The 18990-nt window shown below is 60.1% G+C and carries 17 protein-coding genes; 8 read left to right on the top strand and 9 right to left on the bottom strand.

The window, feature by feature from the left end; genetic code table 11:
- Nucleotide 1: 1 nt before the first annotated feature.
- The 7 genes from AC1RPZ_RS10110 (at nucleotide 2) to AC1RPZ_RS10140 (ending at nucleotide 5776) form a co-directional block, all read left to right on the top strand.
- Entirely contained in the window at nucleotides 2–664 is a 663-nt protein-coding gene (locus AC1RPZ_RS10110; protein ID WP_054596802.1) for an amino acid ABC transporter permease, read from the top strand.
- Between the two features lie 10 nt (nucleotides 665–674).
- On the top strand, nucleotides 675–1337 hold the full coding sequence (locus AC1RPZ_RS10115; RefSeq protein ID WP_493136900.1) for an amino acid ABC transporter permease: 663 nt from the start codon (nucleotides 675–677) through the stop codon (nucleotides 1335–1337).
- Nucleotides 1334–2131, top strand: coding sequence for an amino acid ABC transporter ATP-binding protein (locus AC1RPZ_RS10120; RefSeq protein WP_493136901.1), 798 nt, complete (start codon nucleotides 1334–1336; stop codon nucleotides 2129–2131). The genes AC1RPZ_RS10115 and AC1RPZ_RS10120 overlap by 4 nt, the downstream gene beginning before the upstream one ends.
- Before the next feature lie 29 nt (nucleotides 2132–2160).
- A complete protein-coding gene (locus AC1RPZ_RS10125) occupies nucleotides 2161–2553 on the top strand; it encodes a RidA family protein (RefSeq protein WP_493136902.1) in 393 nt (130 codons plus the stop codon).
- 127 nt (nucleotides 2554–2680) lie between these two features.
- Nucleotides 2681–3445 (top strand): IclR family transcriptional regulator, encoded by a 765-nt coding sequence (locus AC1RPZ_RS10130; protein ID WP_493136903.1) that lies wholly within the window; start codon nucleotides 2681–2683, stop codon nucleotides 3443–3445.
- A 37-nt stretch (nucleotides 3446–3482) separates the two neighbouring features.
- Complete coding sequence (locus tag AC1RPZ_RS10135; protein WP_493136904.1) at nucleotides 3483–4700, top strand: amino acid deaminase; 1218 nt, start codon at nucleotides 3483–3485, stop codon at nucleotides 4698–4700.
- Nucleotides 4701–4840: 140 nt separating this feature from the next.
- Nucleotides 4841–5776 carry a sugar kinase gene (locus tag AC1RPZ_RS10140; protein ID WP_493136905.1) on the top strand — a complete coding sequence of 312 codons (936 nt, stop codon included), beginning with the start codon at nucleotides 4841–4843 and terminating at the stop codon, nucleotides 5774–5776.
- Nucleotides 5777–5780: 4 nt separating this feature from the next.
- Here AC1RPZ_RS10140 and AC1RPZ_RS10145 read toward each other — a convergent pair whose 3' ends face one another.
- On the bottom strand, nucleotides 5781–6056 hold the full coding sequence (locus AC1RPZ_RS10145) for a peptidylprolyl isomerase (protein ID WP_019690952.1): 276 nt from the start codon (nucleotides 6054–6056) through the stop codon (nucleotides 5781–5783).
- A 202-nt stretch (nucleotides 6057–6258) separates the two neighbouring features.
- Between AC1RPZ_RS10145 and AC1RPZ_RS10150 the strand changes: the two genes are divergently transcribed.
- Entirely contained in the window at nucleotides 6259–7377 is a 1119-nt protein-coding gene (locus tag AC1RPZ_RS10150) for a PilT/PilU family type 4a pilus ATPase (RefSeq protein WP_493136906.1), read from the top strand.
- 25 nt (nucleotides 7378–7402) lie between these two features.
- Here AC1RPZ_RS10150 and AC1RPZ_RS10155 read toward each other — a convergent pair whose 3' ends face one another.
- The 8 genes from AC1RPZ_RS10155 to AC1RPZ_RS10190 all read right to left on the bottom strand — a co-directional run bounded on the left by AC1RPZ_RS10155 (nucleotide 7403) and on the right by AC1RPZ_RS10190 (nucleotide 18965).
- On the bottom strand, nucleotides 7403–9358 hold the full coding sequence (locus tag AC1RPZ_RS10155) for an acetoacetate--CoA ligase (RefSeq protein WP_493136907.1): 1956 nt from the start codon (nucleotides 9356–9358) through the stop codon (nucleotides 7403–7405).
- A 50-nt stretch (nucleotides 9359–9408) separates the two neighbouring features.
- The gene (locus AC1RPZ_RS10160) at nucleotides 9409–10182 is read right to left on the bottom strand and encodes a 3-hydroxybutyrate dehydrogenase (RefSeq protein WP_493136908.1); all 774 of its coding nucleotides are present in this window, start codon (nucleotides 10180–10182) and stop codon (nucleotides 9409–9411) included.
- Nucleotides 10183–10189: 7 nt separating this feature from the next.
- Nucleotides 10190–11581 (bottom strand): GntP family permease, encoded by a 1392-nt coding sequence (locus tag AC1RPZ_RS10165; RefSeq protein ID WP_493136909.1) that lies wholly within the window; start codon nucleotides 11579–11581, stop codon nucleotides 10190–10192.
- Between the two features lie 274 nt (nucleotides 11582–11855).
- Nucleotides 11856–13271, bottom strand: coding sequence for a sigma-54 interaction domain-containing protein (locus AC1RPZ_RS10170; RefSeq protein ID WP_493136910.1), 1416 nt, complete (start codon nucleotides 13269–13271; stop codon nucleotides 11856–11858).
- A gap of 147 nt (nucleotides 13272–13418) precedes the next feature.
- Nucleotides 13419–14999 (bottom strand): ABC transporter ATP-binding protein, encoded by a 1581-nt coding sequence (locus AC1RPZ_RS10175; protein ID WP_493136911.1) that lies wholly within the window; start codon nucleotides 14997–14999, stop codon nucleotides 13419–13421.
- A 14-nt stretch (nucleotides 15000–15013) separates the two neighbouring features.
- Nucleotides 15014–16036, bottom strand: coding sequence for an ABC transporter permease (locus AC1RPZ_RS10180; protein WP_493136912.1), 1023 nt, complete (start codon nucleotides 16034–16036; stop codon nucleotides 15014–15016).
- Nucleotides 16036–17097 (bottom strand): microcin C ABC transporter permease YejB, encoded by a 1062-nt coding sequence (locus AC1RPZ_RS10185; RefSeq protein WP_493136913.1) that lies wholly within the window; start codon nucleotides 17095–17097, stop codon nucleotides 16036–16038. Before AC1RPZ_RS10185 ends, AC1RPZ_RS10180 begins: the two co-directional genes overlap by 1 nt.
- Complete coding sequence (locus AC1RPZ_RS10190) at nucleotides 17097–18965, bottom strand: extracellular solute-binding protein (RefSeq protein ID WP_493136914.1); 1869 nt, start codon at nucleotides 18963–18965, stop codon at nucleotides 17097–17099. Before AC1RPZ_RS10190 ends, AC1RPZ_RS10185 begins: the two co-directional genes overlap by 1 nt.
- Between the last annotated feature and the right edge of the window lie 25 nt (nucleotides 18966–18990).

Here is an 18990-nt window from a genome sequence, read left to right on the forward strand (position 1 = left end):
CATGAACTATCAGTTGAACTTTGCCGCCGTCTGGCGCGATTTCGACACCTTGCTGGCGGGGCTCGGTCTGGGCCTTGAACTGGCGTTGGTGTCGATCGCCATCGGTTGCGTGATCGGCCTGCTGATGGCGTTTGCTTTGCTCTCAAAGCACCGCGCATTGCGGGTGCTGGCGTCGGTGTATGTAACGGTGATCCGTAACACGCCGATTCTGGTGTTGATTCTGTTGATCTACTTCGCGCTACCGAGCCTGGGTATTCGGCTGGACAAGCTCCCGTCGTTCATCATCACCCTGTCGCTGTATGCCGGGGCGTACCTGACCGAAGTGTTCCGCGGCGGGTTGTTGAGCATCCCTAAAGGCCTGCGCGAGGCCGGGCTGGCGATTGGTCTGGGGGAGTGGCAGGTCAAGGCGTACGTCACCGTGCCGGTGATGTTGCGCAACGTGTTGCCGGCGCTTTCGAACAACTTCATTTCGCTGTTCAAGGACACCTCGCTGGCTGCGGCGATTGCCGTGCCGGAGCTGACCTATTACGCGCGCAAGATCAACGTCGAAAGCTACCGGGTGATTGAAACCTGGCTGGTGACGACGGCGCTCTATGTTGCGGCCTGTTATCTCATCGCGATGCTGCTGCGTTACCTCGAGCAGCGTCTGGCGATTCGCCGTTAGGAGCGTACCCATGTACGAGTCCCCAAGCTGGTTGCATGAATTGTGGATCGCCCGCGACACCCTGTGGTTGGGCTTCTTAACCAGTGTGCAGTGTTCCGTCCTGGCAATCTTGCTGGGCACCCTGATCGGCATCGTTGCCGGGCTGGTGCTGACCTACGGCAAGTTCTGGATGCGTGCGCCGTTTCGTTTTTACGTTGACCTGATCCGTGGCACGCCGGTGTTTGTGCTGGTGCTGGCCTGCTTCTACATGGCGCCGGCGCTGGGCTGGCAGATCGATGCATTCCAGGCGGGAGTGCTGGGGCTGACGCTGTTCTGCGGTTCGCACGTTGCCGAAATCGTTCGCGGTGCGTTGCAAGCGCTGCCGCGTGGGCAGATGGAAGCGAGCAAGGCCATCGGCCTGACGTTTTATCAGGCCCTCGGTTACGTCCTGCTACCCCAGGCGCTGCGGCAGATTTTGCCGACCTGGGTCAACTCTTCGACCGAAATCGTCAAGGCCTCGACCTTGCTCTCGGTGATTGGTGTGGCCGAGTTGCTGCTGAGTACCCAGCAGATCATCGCCCGGACCTTCATGACTCTGGAGTTTTACCTGTTTGCCGGTTTTCTCTTTTTCGTCATCAACTACGCCATCGAATTACTCGGCCGGCATATTGAAAAGCGGGTGGCCTTGCCATGACTCAAGCTCAAGTTTCGACAAAAAATGCTAGCCAGGCCCTGCTGGACATTCGCGGTCTGCATAAGCAATACGGCCCGCTCGAAGTGCTCAAGGGCGTCGACCTGACGATGCAGCGCGGCAACGTGGTCACGCTGATCGGTTCCAGCGGCTCCGGCAAGACTACGCTGCTGCGCTGCGTGAACATGCTCGAAGAATTCCAGGGCGGGCGGATCCTGCTCGATGGCGAGTCCATCGGTTATCACGAGGTCAACGGCAAACGCGTGCGCCACTCGGAAAAAGTCATCGCCCAGCACCGGGCCATGACCGGCATGGCGTTCCAGCAGTTCAACCTGTTTCCGCATCTCACGGCGTTGCAGAACGTCACCCTGGGCCTGCTGAAAGTCAAAAAGCTGCACAAGGACGAAGCGGTAGTGCTGGCGGAAAAATGGCTGGAGCGCGTCGGCCTGCTGGAGCGTCGCGACCACTATCCGGGTCAGTTGTCCGGTGGTCAGCAACAGCGCGTGGCGATTGCCAGGGCGATTGCGATGAACCCGAGCCTGATGCTCTTCGACGAGGTGACGTCGGCACTCGACCCGGAACTGGTCGGCGAAGTATTGAGCGTGATCAAGGGCCTGGCTGAGGATGGCATGACCATGCTGCTGGTGACCCACGAAATGCGTTTTGCCTTTGAAGTCTCGGACCAGATCGTCTTCATGAATCAGGGGCGTATCGAAGAGCAGGGGCCACCCAAGGAACTGTTCGAACGTCCGCAATCTCCGCGCCTGGCGGAATTTCTCAAGAACACCCGCTTTTAACAGTCAATTTCGAATCAGGAGAAACACCCATGAGCATTACTCGATACGGCACGGGTAGCACCGCCGGTGGCGGCCAGCCGCGTCCTTTCGCCCGTGCGGTCGAAGCCGATGGCTGGCTGCATGTGTCTGGCCAGGTGCCGGCCATGGATGGCGAAATCATTGTCGGCGGGATCGTGGAGCAGACTCATCAGACCCTGCGCAACCTGATCGCGATCCTCGAAGAAGCCGGTTATGGTATCGAAGACGTGGTGCGCACGGGTGTGTGGCTGGAAGATCCACGGGATTTCTGGAGTTTCAACAAAGTCTTCTCCGAGTACTTCAGCCCGGAACACGCACCCGCCCGGGCCTGTGTGCAGGCGAACATGATGGTCGACTGCAAGGTCGAGATTGATTGCATCGCTTATAAGGCGAAGAAGGCCTGATTTGTTCTTGTAGGAGTTGCCGAAGGCTGCGATCTTTTGGCGTTTTTGGAGGTGCCTGAAGGGCAAGATCAAAAGATCGCAGCCTGCGGCAGCTCCTACGGGCGAATTTGAATGGGAACCCACTGACATGACCGAAGACACCATCAAGCGCCGGGCTCGCGGTTTGGACCGGGCGTTCGATATTCTCGATTTCCTCAAGGAAATCGGCCAGCCGTTGCGTCCGAACGACATCGCCAGCGGTATCGGCAGCCCGAAATCCACGGTCTACGAGCTGGTCGCGTCCCTGCTTGAGCGACGGATTCTCGAACCGGTGGGCAAGGAAGGTCACGTCTACCTCGGCCGGCAACTGTACTTTCTCGGTCAGGCGCATCTGCGCCATTTCGACCTGAGCCGCGAGGCCGATCACGCCTTGCAGGAGATCGTCAGCCAGACCCGCGAAACCGCGCAGATGTGCCTGCTCAACGGGCGCAAATACACAGTGGCGTTGATGAAGGAGGGCGAGCGGCATTTCCGCATTTCCTCGGACATCGGCGAGAACGCGCCGATCCCGTGGACCGCTTCCGGGCGCTTGTTGCTGGCGCATTTGAGCGATCAGGAAATCGTCGACCTGATCGATGAGGACGACTTCATCCTGCCTGATGGCGAACGTCTGCCGCTGGAGCGTTTTCTGGCGGAAATCCGTCAGGCCGGTGTTGATGGTTTCTTCTCCTTCGATAGCGTCGCCGACACCTTCACCCATTGCTTCGCCGCCCCGGTGAAAGACCCGAGCGGTGTCGCCATTGCGACCCTGTGCATCGTCGCCCCAAGGGCCGATGCCAAGAACAACTACAACGACTATCGCCGGGTGTTGATCGAAAGCGCGAACAACCTGGCCCGTCGCATCAACGAATAGCAGTGGCCGTTCGCGGCCGCGTGTGAGGAGTTAGAACATGTCTTCTGCCTTGAACATCGCCGCCGTGGAAAAGGGCACCGGCCAACCCGGTGCCAACCTGGTGCGTGACGTCAGTCTGCCGGCGCTGGTGCTGCACCGCGAAGCGCTGGAGCACAACATTCGCTGGATGCAGGCGTTCGTCAGCAACAGCGGTGCCGAGTTGGCGCCGCACGGCAAAACCAGCATGACCCCGTCGTTGTTTCGCCGGCAACTGGAGGCGGGCGCCTGGGGCATCACCCTGGCCACTGCGGTGCAGACGCGTGCCGCCTACGCCCATGGCGTGCGCCGGGTGTTAATGGCCAACCAGTTGGTAGGGGCGCCGAACATGGCGCTGATCGCCGAGTTGCTGGCGGATCCGGCATTCGACTTTCATTGCATGGTCGATCACCCGGACAACGTCGCCGACCTCGGGGCATTTTTTGCCGCGCGTGGTCTGCGCCTGAACGTGATGATCGAGTACGGCGTGGTCGGCGGCCGTTGCGGTTGCCGCAGCGAAGCCGAAGTGTTGGCGCTGGCTGAAGCGATCAAGGCGCAGCCGGGGTTGGCGTTGACCGGCATTGAAGGCTACGAAGGGGTGATTCACGGCGACCAGGCGGTCAGCGGCATCCGCGAGTTTGCGGCGTCACTGGTACGCCTCGCGGTGCAGTTGCAAGACAGTGGTTCTTTCGCCATCGACAAGCCGATCATCACCGCCTCGGGTTCAGCCTGGTATGACCTGATCGCCGAGTCCTTTGAAGCCCAGAACGCCGCCGGACGTTTTCTCAGTGTGCTGCGCCCTGGCAGTTACGTGGCTCACGACCACGGTATCTACAAGGAAGCGCAATGTTGCGTGCTGGATCGTCGTAGCGACTTGCACGAAGGCCTGCGCCCGGCGCTGGAAGTCTGGGCCCATGTGCAGTCGTTGCCGGAGCCGGGTTTTGCGGTGATCGCCCTGGGCAAACGCGACGTGGCGTACGACGCCGGGCTGCCGGTGCCATTGCTGCGTTACCGGGCAGGTGTGCTGCCAGCCATCGGTGATGACGTCAGTGCTTGCACCGTGACGGCGGTGATGGATCAGCATGCGTTCATGACGGTCGCGCCCGGGGTTCAGTTGCGCGTGGGCGACATCATCTCGTTCGGTACGTCTCACCCGTGCCTGACCTTCGACAAATGGCGCACTGGTTGCCTGGTGGATGAGCAGTTGAACGTCATCGAAAGCATGGAAACCTGTTTCTAGGTCTAGGACCGAGGCGCGGCCATCGCGAGCAAGCTCGCTCCCACATTGGACTTGCGGTGTTCACAAGATCCTTGTGGGAGCGAGCTTGCTCGCGATGACGACCTGCTAGACAACATTGAATCACCAGAGCCCCCACAACCATGAACACCATCAGCCCTCTCGGCCCCGACACCCCGCGCATTGCACTGATCGGCGAGTGCATGATCGAGTTGCAGCAGCGTGCCGACGGCAGTCTGCAACAAAGTTTTGGCGGCGACACCCTGAACACCGCGGTCTACCTGTCTCGCGAATTGGGCAATGGGGCCACGGTGGATTACGTCACCGCATTGGGCGATGACAGTTTCAGCGACGCCATGTGCCAGAGCTGGTCTGAAGAAGGCATCGGCCTGGACATGGTCCAGCGGCTACCGGGGCGTTTGCCCGGTTTGTACTGCATCCAGACCGATGCTTCGGGTGAACGTCGTTTCCTCTATTGGCGCAACGAAGCCGCCGTGCGCGATTGCTTCACCACGCCGGCGGCGGCACCGATTCTTGCGGCGCTGCCGGATTACGATGTGCTGTATTTCAGTGGCATCACCCTGGCGGTGCTGGGCGAAGCAGGGCGTAAAAAGCTCATCGAGACACTGATCGAAGCCCGTCAGCGGGATGCGCGGATTGTCTTCGACAACAACTACCGGCCGCGTTTGTGGAGCACCGTGGAACAGGCTCGGACGGCGTACCGCGAGGTTTTGCCGTATGTCGATCTGGCACTGTTGACGGTGGACGATGAACAGGCGCTGTTCCACTTTTCCGATTGTGCGGCGGTGTTCGCGGCCTACCAGCAGATGGGTACGCCGGAGGTGGTGCTCAAGCGCGGAGCCGAGTCGTGTCTGATTCGCTGTGGCGGTGAGTCGTTCGAGGTTCCGGCACAGCGAGTCGAGCGGGTGGTGGACACCACGGCGGCGGGGGATTCGTTCAGCGCGGCGTATCTGGCCAGTCGGCTCCGTGGCGGTAGCCCGGCAGAAGCCGCAGAGGCCGGGCATCGGTTGGCGAGTCAGGTGATTCAGGCGCCGGGGGCGTTGATTCCAAGGGATTGAAGAATCAATCCCGGTAAAACACCTGCACCAGGTGATAACCGAACTTGCTCTTGATCGGTCCGTGCACGACACGCAGCGGTTTCTTGAAAATCACTGCGTCGATAGCGCCGACCATCTGCCCGGGCCGAACTTCGCCCAGATCACCCCCGCGTTTGCCGGACGGGCAGGTGGAATACTTCTTGGCCAGCACATCAAAGGCCTCGCCCTTGGCGATGCGTTGTTTGAGCTGTTCGGCCTCTTCGGCCGTTTTCACCAGAATGTGGCGGGCTTGAGCTTTCATTGGGGCAGTTACCTTGGAGCGGTTGTGGCGGCGGGGCGCGATTATGCCTCAAATCATCCGGGGCGGATCATGTGGTGAATCTGCATTCTGTCAGTGCTACTGCATCGACTATTCTTCGAAGACGTAGACGCTCGGACGCGTGAAAAGTGGCGTGCCTTGGCGATTTTCGTTCAATCGAAGGCTAAACGGATATTTTTTTGCCATGGAAATTCACTCGCTGCTAAGAATGCTGGCCAGCCAGGACGGCTCCGATCTTTACCTGTCTACCGGAGCACCGCCCACCGGGCGATTTAATGGTGCGCTCAGAGCGCTGGCCAGCGAGGCCTTCAAGTCCGGCGAGATCGCCGGGATTGCCGAAGCCATTATGGACGCCGAGCAGCGTGCGGAGTTCGACCGCGAGCTGGAAATGAACCTGGCGGTGTCTCTGGTCGGGGTCGGGCGCTTTCGAGTCAACATCTTCAAACAGCGTAACGACGTATCGATCGTGGCGCGCAACATCAAACTCGATATCCCGCGCTTTGAAGACCTCAAACTGCCTGCCGTGCTGCTTGAAACGGTGATGCTCAAACAGGGATTGATGTTGTTCGTCGGTGCCACGGATTCGGGCAAGTCGACATCGCTGGCAGCGCTGATCGATTACCGCAATCGCCACAGCAGCGGGCACATCATCACCATCGAGGACCCGGTGGAGTACATTCACAGGCATCAAAAATCGATCATCAACCAGCGCGAGGTCGGCGTTGATACGCGCAGCTTTCACGCCGCCTTGAAGAACACCCTGCGCCAGGCCCCGGATGTCGTACTGATCGGCGAAATCCGCGACCGCGAAACCATGGAACATGCGTTGGCCTTTGCCGACACCGGGCACCTGGTGATCTCCACCTTGCACGCCCACAACGCCAATCAGGCGCTGGACCGGATCATCAATTTTTTCCCTGAAGAACGCCGTGGGCAGTTGCTCAATGATCTGGGCAACAACCTCAAGGCCTTCGTTTCCCAACGTCTGGTGCGGACCCGCGATGGCCAGCGCCGGGCGGCGGTGGAGGTGATGCTGGGCACGCCGACTATTGGCGATTTGATCCGGCGCAATGAGTTGGGAGAACTCAAGGAAATCATGGAAAAGTCCGTGAACCTCGGCATGCAGACCTTTGATGGTGCGTTGTTTGCGCTGGTGGTCGAGGGGGTCATTGATGAGGAGGAAGCATTGAAGAATGCCGACTCACCGAACAACCTGCGCTTGCACCTGAAGTTGCACGCGGACGGTTCGCCAAATGCCGCAATCCCATCCACCGAAACCGGTGAATGGGGGCTGATGGACTGACCCATTCCGCGTAGGACAGGCGGAGTTACCCCTGCAATTCTGGCCGATCCCGAAATTGCTCCAGCGCTTCAGGGTTGGCCAGCGCATCGGTGTTTTTCACCGGCCGGCCATGTACGACATTTCTGACTGCCAACTCGACAACCTTGCCGCTGATGGTGCGCGGAATGTCGGTCACCGCGACAATCTTCGCCGGCACATGCCGAGGCGTGGTGTTGGCGCGGATGACCTGGCGAATCTCCTGCTCGAGATTGTCGTCCAGCGTCACACCTTCACGCAGGCGCACGAACAACACCACCCGCACGTCATCCTGCCATTGCTGGCCGATGGCGACCGAGTCCAGTACCTGATGGACCTTTTCCACCTGACGATAGATTTCCGCCGTGCCGATGCGCACGCCGCCGGGGTTGAGTACCGCGTCAGAGCGCCCGTGGATCAGCCAGCTGCCGTTGGGCCGTTGTTCGGCGTAGTCGCCTTGAGCCCAGACGCCCGGGAACTGGCTGAAATACGAGGCACGGAGTTTTTCCTGCTGCGGGTCATTCCACAGACCGATCGGCATCGCCGGGAAGTGCCGGGTGCAGACTAACTCGCCTTTTTCACCGATGACCGGTTGGCCGGCCTCATTCCAGACTTCAACGGCCATGCCCAGGCCCTTGCACTGCATCTCCCCACGGCGGACCGGCAGGACCGGATTGCCGGCAATGAAGCAGGAAACGATGTCGGTGCCGCCGGACATCGACGACAGGCACAGTTCGCTTTTGATCTCGCGGTAAACATACTCGTAGCTTTGCGGCGACAGCGCTGATCCGGTTGAAAGCACGGCTTTCAGGCTGCCCAGGTCATGGCTGAGGCGTGGCTGGATCTCATTGCTTTCCAGGGTTGCGAGGTATTTGGGGCTGGTGCCGAAGACGCTGATGGCTTCGCTGTCGATCAGGTCGATCAAGCGTTGCGGACCTGGATGGAAGGGCGAGCCGTCGTACAGCACCACGCTGCTGCCGACCGCCAAGGCCGAGACCAGCCAGTTCCACATCATCCAGCCACAGGTGGTGTAGTAGAACAATCGGTCGTCAGGCCCGAGGTCGACGTGCAAACCGTGTTCCTTGACGTGTTGCAGCAGCACACCGCCGACGCTGTGGATGATGCATTTCGGCACGCCGGTCGTGCCGCTGGAGTAGAGAATGTACAGCGGATGAGCGAAGGGCACTGCGACGAACTCGGGCTCACCGCCCTTGCCGTAAAACTCATCCCACAGCGCGACCCCGGCTTGAGTTTTGTAGTCTTCGATACGCGCCTGTGGTCGGGCGTAAGGCACGATGATCAGTTGCTCTAGCGACGGCAGGCGTTCGAGGATTTCGTTGACTTTGGTGGTCTGGTCGATCGCTTTGCCGGCATAGCGATAGCCTGCGCAGGTGATCAGCACTTTCGGTTCGATCTGACCGAAGCGGTCAACCACCCCGTGCGTGCCGAAATCGGGTGACGAACATGACCAGATCGCGCCCAGGCTGGTGGTTGCGAGCATGCCCACCAAGGTCTGCCAGGTGTTCGGCATGCACGCCGCGACTCGATCACCCAAGCCGACGCCTGCGGCTCGCAGGCTTTTTTGCAGGCCGGCGACGTGCTCGGCCAGCTCAAAGTAGCTCAAGCTTTCGCGCTCGCCGTTTTCGGCGATGGCAATCACCGCGGTTGCGTCATCGCGACGACGCAGCAGGTGTTCGGCGAAGTTCAGCGTGGCATCGGGAAACCACTCGGCGCTGGGCATCAGCGGGCCTTCACGCAGCACCGTGCTCGGTGGCAGGTGAAACGTGATCTCGAAAAAATCGACGATGGCCTGCCAGAAATCTTCGCGCTGATCGATGCTCCATTGATGCAACGTCGGGTAGTCGGCGAGTGCAAGGTTGTGTCGCTGATTGCTGAAGCGCCGGAAGGCATCCATGCGGGTTTTGCCGATGCGTTCGGCGCTGGGCTGCCAAAGTATTTTTGACATGATTGGCCTCTTGTTCTTATGTGCACACACGCTTCAGTGACAAGTAGAGGCTACTGCGCCAGCCACCCACCATCAATATTCCACGCCGCGCCACGCACTTGGCTGCCGGCTTCACTGCACAGAAACAGCACCAGTTCGCCCAGTTGCGAAGGGGTCACAAATTCCAGCGACGGTTGCTTCTCGGCCAGTAAATCATGTTGCGCCTGCTGTGGGTCAACGCCTGTGGCGGCGCGGTCGTCGATCTGTTTTTGCACCAGCGGGGTCAGCACCCAGCCTGGGCAGATGGCGTTGCACGTGACGTTGCTGGTAGCGGTTTCCAGACCGACCACTTTGGTCAGGCCGATCACCCCGTGTTTGGCCGCGACATAGGCGGCCTTGCCGACCGAGCCGACCTGGCCGTGCACTGAGGCGATGTTGACGATCCGGCCCCAACCCTTGGCGCGCATGCCTGGCAGGCTGAGACGGGTGCTGTGGAAGACCGACGACAAGTTGATCGCAATAATCGAATCCCAACGCTCCACGGGGAAGTCTTCCACCGCAGACACATGCTGGATACCCGCGTTATTCACCAGAATATCGACGCCGCCGAACTCATGCTCGGCATAGGCGATCATCTCGGCAATTTGCGCAGGGTCGCTGACGTCGGCCGGGTGATGGCCGACCTTGCCGCCGAACTGCTGCACCTGTGCGATGACCTTGGAAGCATCGCCGAAACCATTGAGGATCAGGTTGGCGCCGGCCTTGGCCAGGCTCAGTGCGATGCCCAGACCGATGCCGCTGGTGGAGCCGGTGACCAGTGCGGTTTTGCCCGAAAGAGTTGTCATGAATGCCTCACACAATGCCGGTGGCGTAGAAAGTACCGATGACTACGAAGACCGCCAGGGTCTTGATCAGCGTAATACAGAAAATGTCTTTATAGGCTTCACGGTGGGTCAAGCCCGTCACCGCGAGTAAGGTAATCACTGCGCCGTTGTGTGGCAGGGTGTCCATGCCGCCACTGGCCATGGCGGCGACCCGGTGCAGCACTTCCAGTGGAATGTTCGCCGCATGGGCCGCTGCGATGAAGTCATTGGCCATGGCCGCCAGGGCGATGCTCATGCCGCCCGAGGCCGAACCGGTGATGCCGGCCAGCAGGGTCACGGTGATCGCTTCATTGACCAGCGGATTAGGGATGCTTTTGAGCCAGTCGGCCAGTACCAGGAAGCCGGGCAAGGAGGCGATGACCGCGCCAAAACCGTATTCCGACGCGGTGTTCATGGCCGCCAGCAAGGCACCGCTGACCGCGCTTCTGCTGCCCTCGGCGAGCTTGCCGCGGATCGCCTGGAAACCGAATACCAGCACCATGATGATGCCGACCAGCAACGCGGCCTGGACCGCCCAGATCGCGGTGAGCTTGGCGATTTCGGTGGTCACCGGCGCGGCCATGCCGGGCAGGCTGAGGCTGTGGGTTTTGCCGTACCACAGCGGAATCCAGTGGGTGAACAGCAGATTCATGATGCCCACCAGCAGCAACGGCGAGAGCGCGATCCACGGATTAGGCAGCTTCACGTCTGCGGCAGTTTCCGGCTCGTTGCGCAGTTGCGTGCCATAGCCTTCACCGCTGTGCTGGGCCTTGTTGCGCTGGCGCTGAAGGAACAGCATGCCGGCGCAGAATACGAAAATCGCGCCGATCAAACCCAGCCAGGGCGCGGCCCAGGCCGTGGTGTTGAAGAAGGTGCTGGGGATGATGTTCTGGATTTGCGGAGTGCCGGGCAGGGCGTCCATGGTGAAGGAAAACGCGCCTAGGGCAATGGTCGCCGGGATCAGCCGTTTCGGGATATTGCTCTGACGGAACATCTCCGCGGCAAACGGATACACCGCGAACACCACGACGAACAACGACACGCCACCGTAGGTGAGCAGCGCACAGACCAGCACGATCACCAGCATCGCCTGACGAGTGCCAAGCAGACGAATCGCTGCGGCGACGATCGAACGTGAGAAGCCCGACAGCTCAATCAGCTTGCCAAATACCGCGCCGAGCAGGAACACCGGGAAGTACAGTTTGATGAACCCGACCATCTTCTCCATGAACACACCGGTGAAGGCGGGCGCAACGGCAGAAGGGTCTGTGAGCAGGACCGCGCCGAGGGCGGCAATCGGAGCGAAGAGAATGACGCTGTAGCCACGGTAAGCAGCCAGCATCAGCAGCGCGAGGGCTGCCAAGGCAATGATCACACTCATGGTGTGTCTCCTGGATTGTTATTTTTGTGGGGTGGATCTTTTGTAGGAGAGGGCGTTAGCGAGTTTCGTGCCATAAGCCCAAATAGCTGAAATATAAGGATTTATAATGATTTTTTTGAGAGTGGAGTGAAGTTGTTTCTCTTTTGTGAGACGAAAAAGATCGCAGCCTGCGGCAGCTCCTACAGGGAAACGCAAATTCCCACCGTAGGAGCTGCCGCAGGCTGCGATCTTTTGATCTTTAAGATGTTATCTCTATATGAAGACTAAGATCTCTCTATTGAGACTCGGCAATCCCCAACGCCACCATTTTCTTGTACAGCGTCGAGCGCCCAAGCCCCAGCCGTGTCGCCGCTTCGATAACCTTGCCGCCACAGTGCGCAAGTGCGTTTTCTATCAACTGCCGGTCGAACCGCTCACGCGCAGCGCTGAAGGTCTCGTTGGCAAGCGTTTCAATGGCCAGTGGCACCGAGCGTTTTACCGGGACAAAGCTGCCAATCGCCGCACGAATCTCGGCCGCGTTCAGGATCAGGTCATCGCTGAGCAGCGCGGCCCGCTCCAGCACGTTGCGCAGTTCGCGAATGTTCCCCGGCCAGGCGTGTTGACTAAGCAACTCCAGCGCCTGGCTATCAAGTTCATGCTGGCTACGCAGTTCTTCCAGAATCGCTTCACTCAGGGCCGGCAGATCGTCGAGGCGTTCGCGCAGGGGCGGTACCTGGATGGGCAACACGTTGAGGCGGTAATACAGGTCGGCACGAAACTCGCCGCGTTTGATCGACGCTTCGAGGTCAGTGGAGGTCGCGGCGATCACCCGCACATCGCTCTGGATCACCTCGTTGGAGCCGACCGGTTCGAATTCTTTTTCCTGCAACACCCGCAGCAGTTTGCTTTGCAACGGCAGCGGCATGTCGCCAATTTCGTCAAGAAACAAGGTCCCGCCCTGAGCGATCTGCAACTTGCCGGAGCGGCCCTTGCGATCCGCGCCGGTGAAGGCGCCGGGTGCGGTGCCGAAGAATTCGGCTTCAAGCAGCGCTTCGGGGATCGCTGCGCTGTTGATGCTGACAAAGGCTTTGTGTGCCCGTGGCGAGGCACCGTGAATCGCCTGGGCCAGCAATTCTTTGCCGGTGCCGGTTTCACCCAGCAACAAGACCGGGGACTCGGTACTGGCGCTGCGCCGGGCGCGGCGTTTGACTTCCAGGCTGGCGGCGCTGGTGCCAATGAAGTGGGCGAAGGTGTACTTGGCTTGCCGGGCCCGCAGCAGCGAGCGAGTCGACGCCAGTTCTTCCTGCATGCTCAGGTAACGTTTGAGCATCGGCGACAGGCTGCGCAATTCATCGAACAGCGCGAAGCCGATGGCACCAATCACCGCACCGGCGTCGTCGTGAATCGGCAGGCGCATCACCACCAACGGTTCTTTGGGCGTGTCCTGCATGTCCAGCAAAATGGGCCGGCCGGTACGCACCACCTCGCGCAGCAGGCTGCCAGGGATCACACTTTCGCAGGGTTTGCCGATTGCCACTTCGGCTGACGCCAGGCCGAAGCGTTTGGCATAACGCTCGTTCATCCAGACAATATTCGCGTCGCGGTCGACGATCACCGTGCCTTCGCTGGACTGCTCGATGATCTCGAACAAAGAGCGGATCGCCAGCATGCGCACACGTTGGTAATCCTTGAGGCTTTCGGTGGTGTTCATGGTTTCATTTCCAGAATGTGTATTGCCTGTGCGGGCCCCATCGCGAGCAAGCTCGCTCCCACATTGGACTTGCGGTGTTCACAAGATCCCATGTGGGAGCGAGCTTGCTCGCGATGGACGCGACGCGGTCCAACGACATGTGCGTGATTATGCCCAGCCCGGATGCGCCGCGGCCAACAGCTCTTTGGTATAGGGGTGCTGCGGCGCGTCGAAGACTTCATGGCTGGCGCCGCGCTCCACGACTTTACCGTCCTTGATCACGATCATGTCATGAGCCAGGGCGCGAACCACGGCCAGGTCATGGCTGATGAACAGGTAGGTCAGGCCGTGTTTTTCCTGAAGCTGACGGAGCAGGGCGACCACCTGTTTTTGCACCGTGCGGTCAAGCGCCGAGGTGGGTTCGTCGAGCAGGATCAGCGCCGGTTTCAGCACCAGTGCGCGGGCGATGGCGATGCGTTGGCGCTGGCCGCCGGAGAACTCATGCGGGTAACGATGGCGGCTTTGCGGGTCGAGGCCAACTTCTTTCAGCACCTGGATGACCTGGGCTTCGCATTCGGCAGCACTCGACTGGCTGTGAACTTCCAGTCCTTCGCTGATGATCTGCGCCACCGACATTCGCGGGCTGAGACTGCCAAACGGGTCCTGGAACACTACCTGCATTTGCTTGCGCCAAGGTCGCAGCTGCTTCTGGTTCAGGCTGTCGAGCGCCTCGCCCTGAAAGCGGATGCTGCCTTCGGAATCGAGCAGGCGCAGGATCGCCTGGCCAAGGGTGGACTTGCCGGACCCCGACTCACCGACGATGCCCAGCGTCTTGCCGCGTTGAATGCTCAGGCTGATGCCGTCGACCGCACGCAACCAGGTTTTACGCTGGAAAAACCCGCCGCTCAGAGGAAAACGCACGCTGAGGGCGTCAACTTCCAGCACCGCTTCGCGCTCATCGCGAGGCAAGGGTTCACCTTCCGGCTCGGCGTTCAGCAACAGGCGGCTGTAGGGATGTTGCGGTTGATTGAAGAGACTTTCGCACTCGGCTTGCTCGACGATCTCGCCGCCGCGCATCACGCAGACACGCTGGGCGATACTGCGCACCAGATTGAGGTCGTGGCTGATCAGCAGCAGTGACATGCCCAAGCGTTGTTGCAGTGATTTGAGCAGCAGCAGGATCTTGCGCTGCACCGTCACGTCGAGTGCGGTGGTCGGTTCGTCAGCGATCAGCAACTCGGGTTCGCAAGCCAATGCCATGGCGATCATCACCCGTTGTCGCTGGCCGCCCGAGAGCTGGTGCGGGTAGGCCTTGAGGCGCTCTTTGGGCTTCTGGATGCCCACCAGTTCGAGCAGTTCAAGGGTGCGTTTTTGTGCGGCCTTGCCACCGAGTCCCTTGTGCACCAGCAGGGTTTCGCCAATCTGCTTTTCGACGCTGTGCAACGGATTGAGGGAGGTCATCGGCTCCTGGAAAATCATTGCGATGCGATTACCGCGCAAGGTTCGCAGGGTCGCGACGTCCGCACCGAGCAGTTCCTGGCCACGATAGCGAATGCTCCCGGAGGACGTGGTGCCGCCGTCGGGCAGCAGTTGCAGGATCGAGTGGGCGGTCACCGATTTTCCCGAGCCGGATTCGCCGACCAGTGCCAGGCACTCGCCGGGGCGAATGTCCAGGCACAGGTTGCGCACCGCGGCCTGACCACTGAAGGCCACGTTGAGGTCACGGATTTCGATCAGGTTGTCATTCATATCAACAGTCCGCTTCAAGATCGAGGATCAAACGCGTCACGCAACGCCTCGCCGATAAACACCAGTAAAGAAAGAATCAGCGCCAGGGTGAAAAACGCCGTCAACCCGAGCCACGGCGCTTGCAGATTCTGTTTGCCCTGGCCGATCAATTCGCCCAGCGAGGCGCTGCCGGCGGGCATGCCAAAGCCGAGAAAATCGAGAGCGGTGAGCGTCGAAATCGCCCCGGTGAGAATGAACGGCAGGTAACTCAAGGTCGCGTTCATCGCGTTTGGCAGAATGTGCCGCACGATCACTTTGCGGTCCGTCAGGCCCAACGCACGTGCCGCTTTGACGTACTCCAGATTGCGCCCGCGAAGGAACTCGGCGCGCACTACGTCTACCAGTGCCAACCAGGAAAACAGCGCCATGATCCCCAGCAGCCACCAGAAATTCGGCTCGACGAAACCTGAAAGGATAATGAGCAGGTAAAGCACCGGCAGCCCCGACCAGACCTCCAGCAAGCGCTGACCAAACAAGTCGACCCAACCGCCGTAGTAACCTTGCAAGGCGCCGGCGGCGATGCCGATCAGGGCGCTGATGAAGGTCAGCGCCAGCGCAAACAAAATCGATACACGGGCACCGAAGATCACCCGCGCCAACACATCGCGCGCCTGATCATCTGTGCCGAGCCAGTTGATCTTTGACGGTGGGCTCGGCGCGGGCTGATTGAGGTCGTAGTTCGGCGTGTCGTCGCTGAAGGGGATCGGCGGGAACAACATCCAGCCGCCGTCCTTATGGATCAGCTTCTGCACGTAATCACTGCGGTAATCAGCCTGGAATGGCAGTTGGCCGCCGAATTCCTGTTCGGTGTAGCGCTTGAACGCCGGGAAGTACAACGAGCCCTGATAACTGAGTACCAGTGGCTTGTCGTTGGCGATCAGCTCGCCGCCGAGGGTCAGGATAAACAGGCCGATGAACAGCCACAGCGACCACCAGCCGCGACGGTTTTTCTTGAAACGTTCGAAGCGTCGGCGCGCCAGGGGCGAAAGATTGAGCATCAGGCGTTCCTCGCGGCGAAGTCGATACGCGGGTCGACCAGGGTGTAGCAGAGGTCACCGATGAGTTTTATCAGCAGGCCGAACAAGGTGAAGATGAACAGCGAACCGAACACCACCGGATAGTCCCGAGACACCGCCGCTTCGTAACTCATCCGCCCCAGGCCATCGAGGGAGAAGATCACCTCGATCAACAGCGATCCAGCAAAAAACACGCTGATAAACGCCTGCGGAATGCCCGAAACCACCAGCAACATCGCATTGCGAAACACGTGGCCATACAGCACGCGGCGCTCGCTCAGACCTTTGGCGCGGGCGGTGACCACGTATTGGCGGGTGATCTCGTTGAGGAAGGAGTTCTTGGTCAGAATGGTCAAGGTGGCAAAGCCACCGACCACCAGTGCCGTCACCGGCAGCACCAGGTGCCAGAAGTAATCGGTGACTTTCCCCAGCGTCGACAGTTGCTCGAAATTCTCCGAGACCAATCCACGTACCGGAAACCAGTTCAACGACGTGCCGCCGGCAAATACCACGATCAGAAACATCGCAAACAGAAACGCCGGCATCGCGTAACCGATGATGATCGCGGTGCTGCTCCAGATATCGAAATGGCTGCCGTGATGCACGGCCTTGCGAATCCCCAGCGGGATCGACACCAGGTAAGTGATCAGTGTCGCCCAGAGCCCGAGGGAGATGGTCACTGGCATTTTTTCGAGGATCAGGTCGGTGACCGTGGCGCCGCGAAAGAAGCTTTTGCCGAAGTCCAGTCGGGCATAGCTGGTGATCATCAGCCACAGGCGTTGCGGTGCCGGTTTGTCGAAACCGTACTGTTTTTCGATGTCCTTGATCAGTTGTGGATCAAGACCCCGACTGGCCCGCGAGCCACGGCTGATGGCCTCACCGGAAGCGCCGATAGTCGAACCGCCGCCGATGCCTTGCAGACGTGCGATGGCCTGCTCGACAGGCCCCCCCGGAGCGGCCTGCACGATCACGAAGTTGACCAGCAGAATGATCACCAGGGTCGGAATGATCAGCAGCAAACGTCGAAATACATAAGCCAGCATCAATGCGGCCCTCCGGGTTTACCACGGTTGATGCGTTCGGCAGCCATCTGTTCGTTGGTCAGCGGCGTTGTGCTCATTTCCCACCAGCTCTCGATGGCTTCGTCATTACTCGCCTGTACCTGCGGAATGCCGAAGCGGTTCCACCACACCGTTGAAACGCCCGGCGGATAGTAGTTGGGGATCCAGTAGTAGTTCCATTGCAGCACCCGGTCCAGTGCATGGGCATAACGCAGCATGTCGGCCTGGGTGGTGGCTTTGACCAGACCGGTAATCAGCGTGTCGACGGCTGGATTTTTTAGCGCCATGTAGTTGTTGGCGCCGGGGTCGGTGGCAGCGGCCGAGCCGAAGTAGTTGTACAGCTCGGTCCCCGGCGAGGTGGTCACCGGATAGCCGGTGACGATCATGTCGTAGTCGCGACTCATCAAGCGGTTTACATACTGCGACGAGTCGATCCGGCGGATGTCCAGGTTGATGCCGATCTGCGCCAGCGTGCGCTTGTACGGCAGTAGCAGACGGTCCATGCCGTTCTGGCTGATCAGGAAGGTAAACGCCAGCGGTTCGCCCTCGGCGTTGACCAGTTGATCGCCGTCGGGTTTCCAGCCGGCTTGTTCGAGCAGCGCCAGTGCCTGCAATTGCTTGTCGCGGATCAGGCCGCTACCGTCGGTCTTCGGTGCTTCGAAGACCTGGTCAAAGACCTCGTCCGGAATCTGCCCGCGCAACGGTTCGAGAATCGCCCGTTCGCCGGCATCGGGCAGTTGCCTGGCCGCCAGCGTGGTGTTGGAAAAGAAACTCTGCTGGCGGATGTACATATCGCGCATCATCTGCCGGTTACTCCACTCGAAATCCCAGAGCATCGCCAGTGCCTGACGCACACGGCGATCCTGGAACATCGGTTTTTGCAGGTTGAACACAAAGCCTTGCGCCGGTTGTGGTGCCTCTGTGGCCAGATGGGCCTTTTGCAAGCGGCCGTCGTTCAGTGCTGGACTTTCATAACCGATGGAGTAAGCGGTGGCCGAGAACTCGCGGTTGTAGTCATAGGCGCCACCGCGCAGGACCTGACGAGCGACGTCGGTGTCGCCGAAGTACTCGATGCTGAAATGGTCGAAGTTGTACAGGCCGCGGCTGACAGGCAGGTCCTTGCCCCACCAGTCGGCGTTGCGCTCGAAGGTAATGCTGCGTCCCGAATCAATTTTGCCGACGCGGTACGGGCCGCTGCCCAGCGGTGCTTCATAACCGCCGCCATTGGCGAAGTCGCGGGTTTTCCACCAGTGCTCGGGAAACACCGGCAAGGTTGCGATGTCCAGCGGCAGGGTGCGGTTTTCGTTGTTCTTGAAGTCAAAGCGAATGGTGCGCGGCGACTCGATTTCGACGCCTTTGACGTCGGCGAATTGGGTGCGATAGCGCAAGCTGCCCTGGGTCATCAGCAAGTCGTAGGTGTAGCGTACGTCGTCGGCGGTGATGGGCGTGCCATCGGCGAAGCGAGCCTTGGGGGTCAGGTAGAAACGCAGCCACAGGCCATCGTCGGCGCGCTCCATTTTCTCTGCTACCAGCCCGTACACGGTGTAAGGCTCATCCAGCGAGCGCTGAGCCAGTGGCGAGTAAATCATCCCGTCGAGCTGAGTCACGCCAATACCCTTGTCGATGTAGGGCAACACGTGGTCGAAGCGGCCGATTTCAATCGCCGAGCGGCGCATGCTGCCGCCTTTGGGGGCTTGCGGATTGGTGTAGGCAAAGTGACTGAAACCGGCGGGGTATTTGGCCGGTTCGCCATACACGGTCAAGGCATGTTGTGGAGCTGCATTCACACCTGCGGTGCTCAGCAGCAGGGCCAGGGCCGTGAAGATCAATGAGGGGAAAGCCAGTCGCATTGTCAGCCTTAAGAGCCGGGTGATC

It is taken from the genome of Pseudomonas sp. GW822-FHT02D10, from assembly GCF_058802345.1.

What these genes read in the sequence shown, in the direction of transcription:
- AC1RPZ_RS10110 (WP_054596802.1), top strand. Translation starts at nt 2, where the DNA reads ATGAACTATCAGTTGAACTTTGCCGCCGTCTGGCGCGATTTCGACACC.
- AC1RPZ_RS10115 (WP_493136900.1), top strand. Translation starts at nt 675, where the DNA reads ATGTACGAGTCCCCAAGCTGGTTGCATGAATTGTGGATCGCCCGCGAC.
- AC1RPZ_RS10120 (WP_493136901.1), top strand. Translation starts at nt 1,334, where the DNA reads ATGACTCAAGCTCAAGTTTCGACAAAAAATGCTAGCCAGGCCCTGCTG.
- AC1RPZ_RS10125 (WP_493136902.1), top strand. Translation starts at nt 2,161, where the DNA reads ATGAGCATTACTCGATACGGCACGGGTAGCACCGCCGGTGGCGGCCAG.
- AC1RPZ_RS10130 (WP_493136903.1), top strand. Translation starts at nt 2,681, where the DNA reads ATGACCGAAGACACCATCAAGCGCCGGGCTCGCGGTTTGGACCGGGCG.
- AC1RPZ_RS10135 (WP_493136904.1), top strand. Translation starts at nt 3,483, where the DNA reads ATGTCTTCTGCCTTGAACATCGCCGCCGTGGAAAAGGGCACCGGCCAA.
- AC1RPZ_RS10140 (WP_493136905.1), top strand. Translation starts at nt 4,841, where the DNA reads ATGAACACCATCAGCCCTCTCGGCCCCGACACCCCGCGCATTGCACTG.
- AC1RPZ_RS10145 (WP_019690952.1), bottom strand. Translation starts at nt 6,056, where the DNA reads ATGAAAGCTCAAGCCCGCCACATTCTGGTGAAAACGGCCGAAGAGGCC.
- AC1RPZ_RS10150 (WP_493136906.1), top strand. Translation starts at nt 6,259, where the DNA reads ATGGAAATTCACTCGCTGCTAAGAATGCTGGCCAGCCAGGACGGCTCC.
- AC1RPZ_RS10155 (WP_493136907.1), bottom strand. Translation starts at nt 9,358, where the DNA reads ATGTCAAAAATACTTTGGCAGCCCAGCGCCGAACGCATCGGCAAAACC.
- AC1RPZ_RS10160 (WP_493136908.1), bottom strand. Translation starts at nt 10,182, where the DNA reads ATGACAACTCTTTCGGGCAAAACCGCACTGGTCACCGGCTCCACCAGC.
- AC1RPZ_RS10165 (WP_493136909.1), bottom strand. Translation starts at nt 11,581, where the DNA reads ATGAGTGTGATCATTGCCTTGGCAGCCCTCGCGCTGCTGATGCTGGCT.
- AC1RPZ_RS10170 (WP_493136910.1), bottom strand. Translation starts at nt 13,271, where the DNA reads ATGAACACCACCGAAAGCCTCAAGGATTACCAACGTGTGCGCATGCTG.
- AC1RPZ_RS10175 (WP_493136911.1), bottom strand. Translation starts at nt 14,999, where the DNA reads ATGAATGACAACCTGATCGAAATCCGTGACCTCAACGTGGCCTTCAGT.
- AC1RPZ_RS10180 (WP_493136912.1), bottom strand. Translation starts at nt 16,036, where the DNA reads ATGCTCAATCTTTCGCCCCTGGCGCGCCGACGCTTCGAACGTTTCAAG.
- AC1RPZ_RS10185 (WP_493136913.1), bottom strand. Translation starts at nt 17,097, where the DNA reads ATGCTGGCTTATGTATTTCGACGTTTGCTGCTGATCATTCCGACCCTG.
- AC1RPZ_RS10190 (WP_493136914.1), bottom strand. Translation starts at nt 18,965, where the DNA reads ATGCGACTGGCTTTCCCCTCATTGATCTTCACGGCCCTGGCCCTGCTG.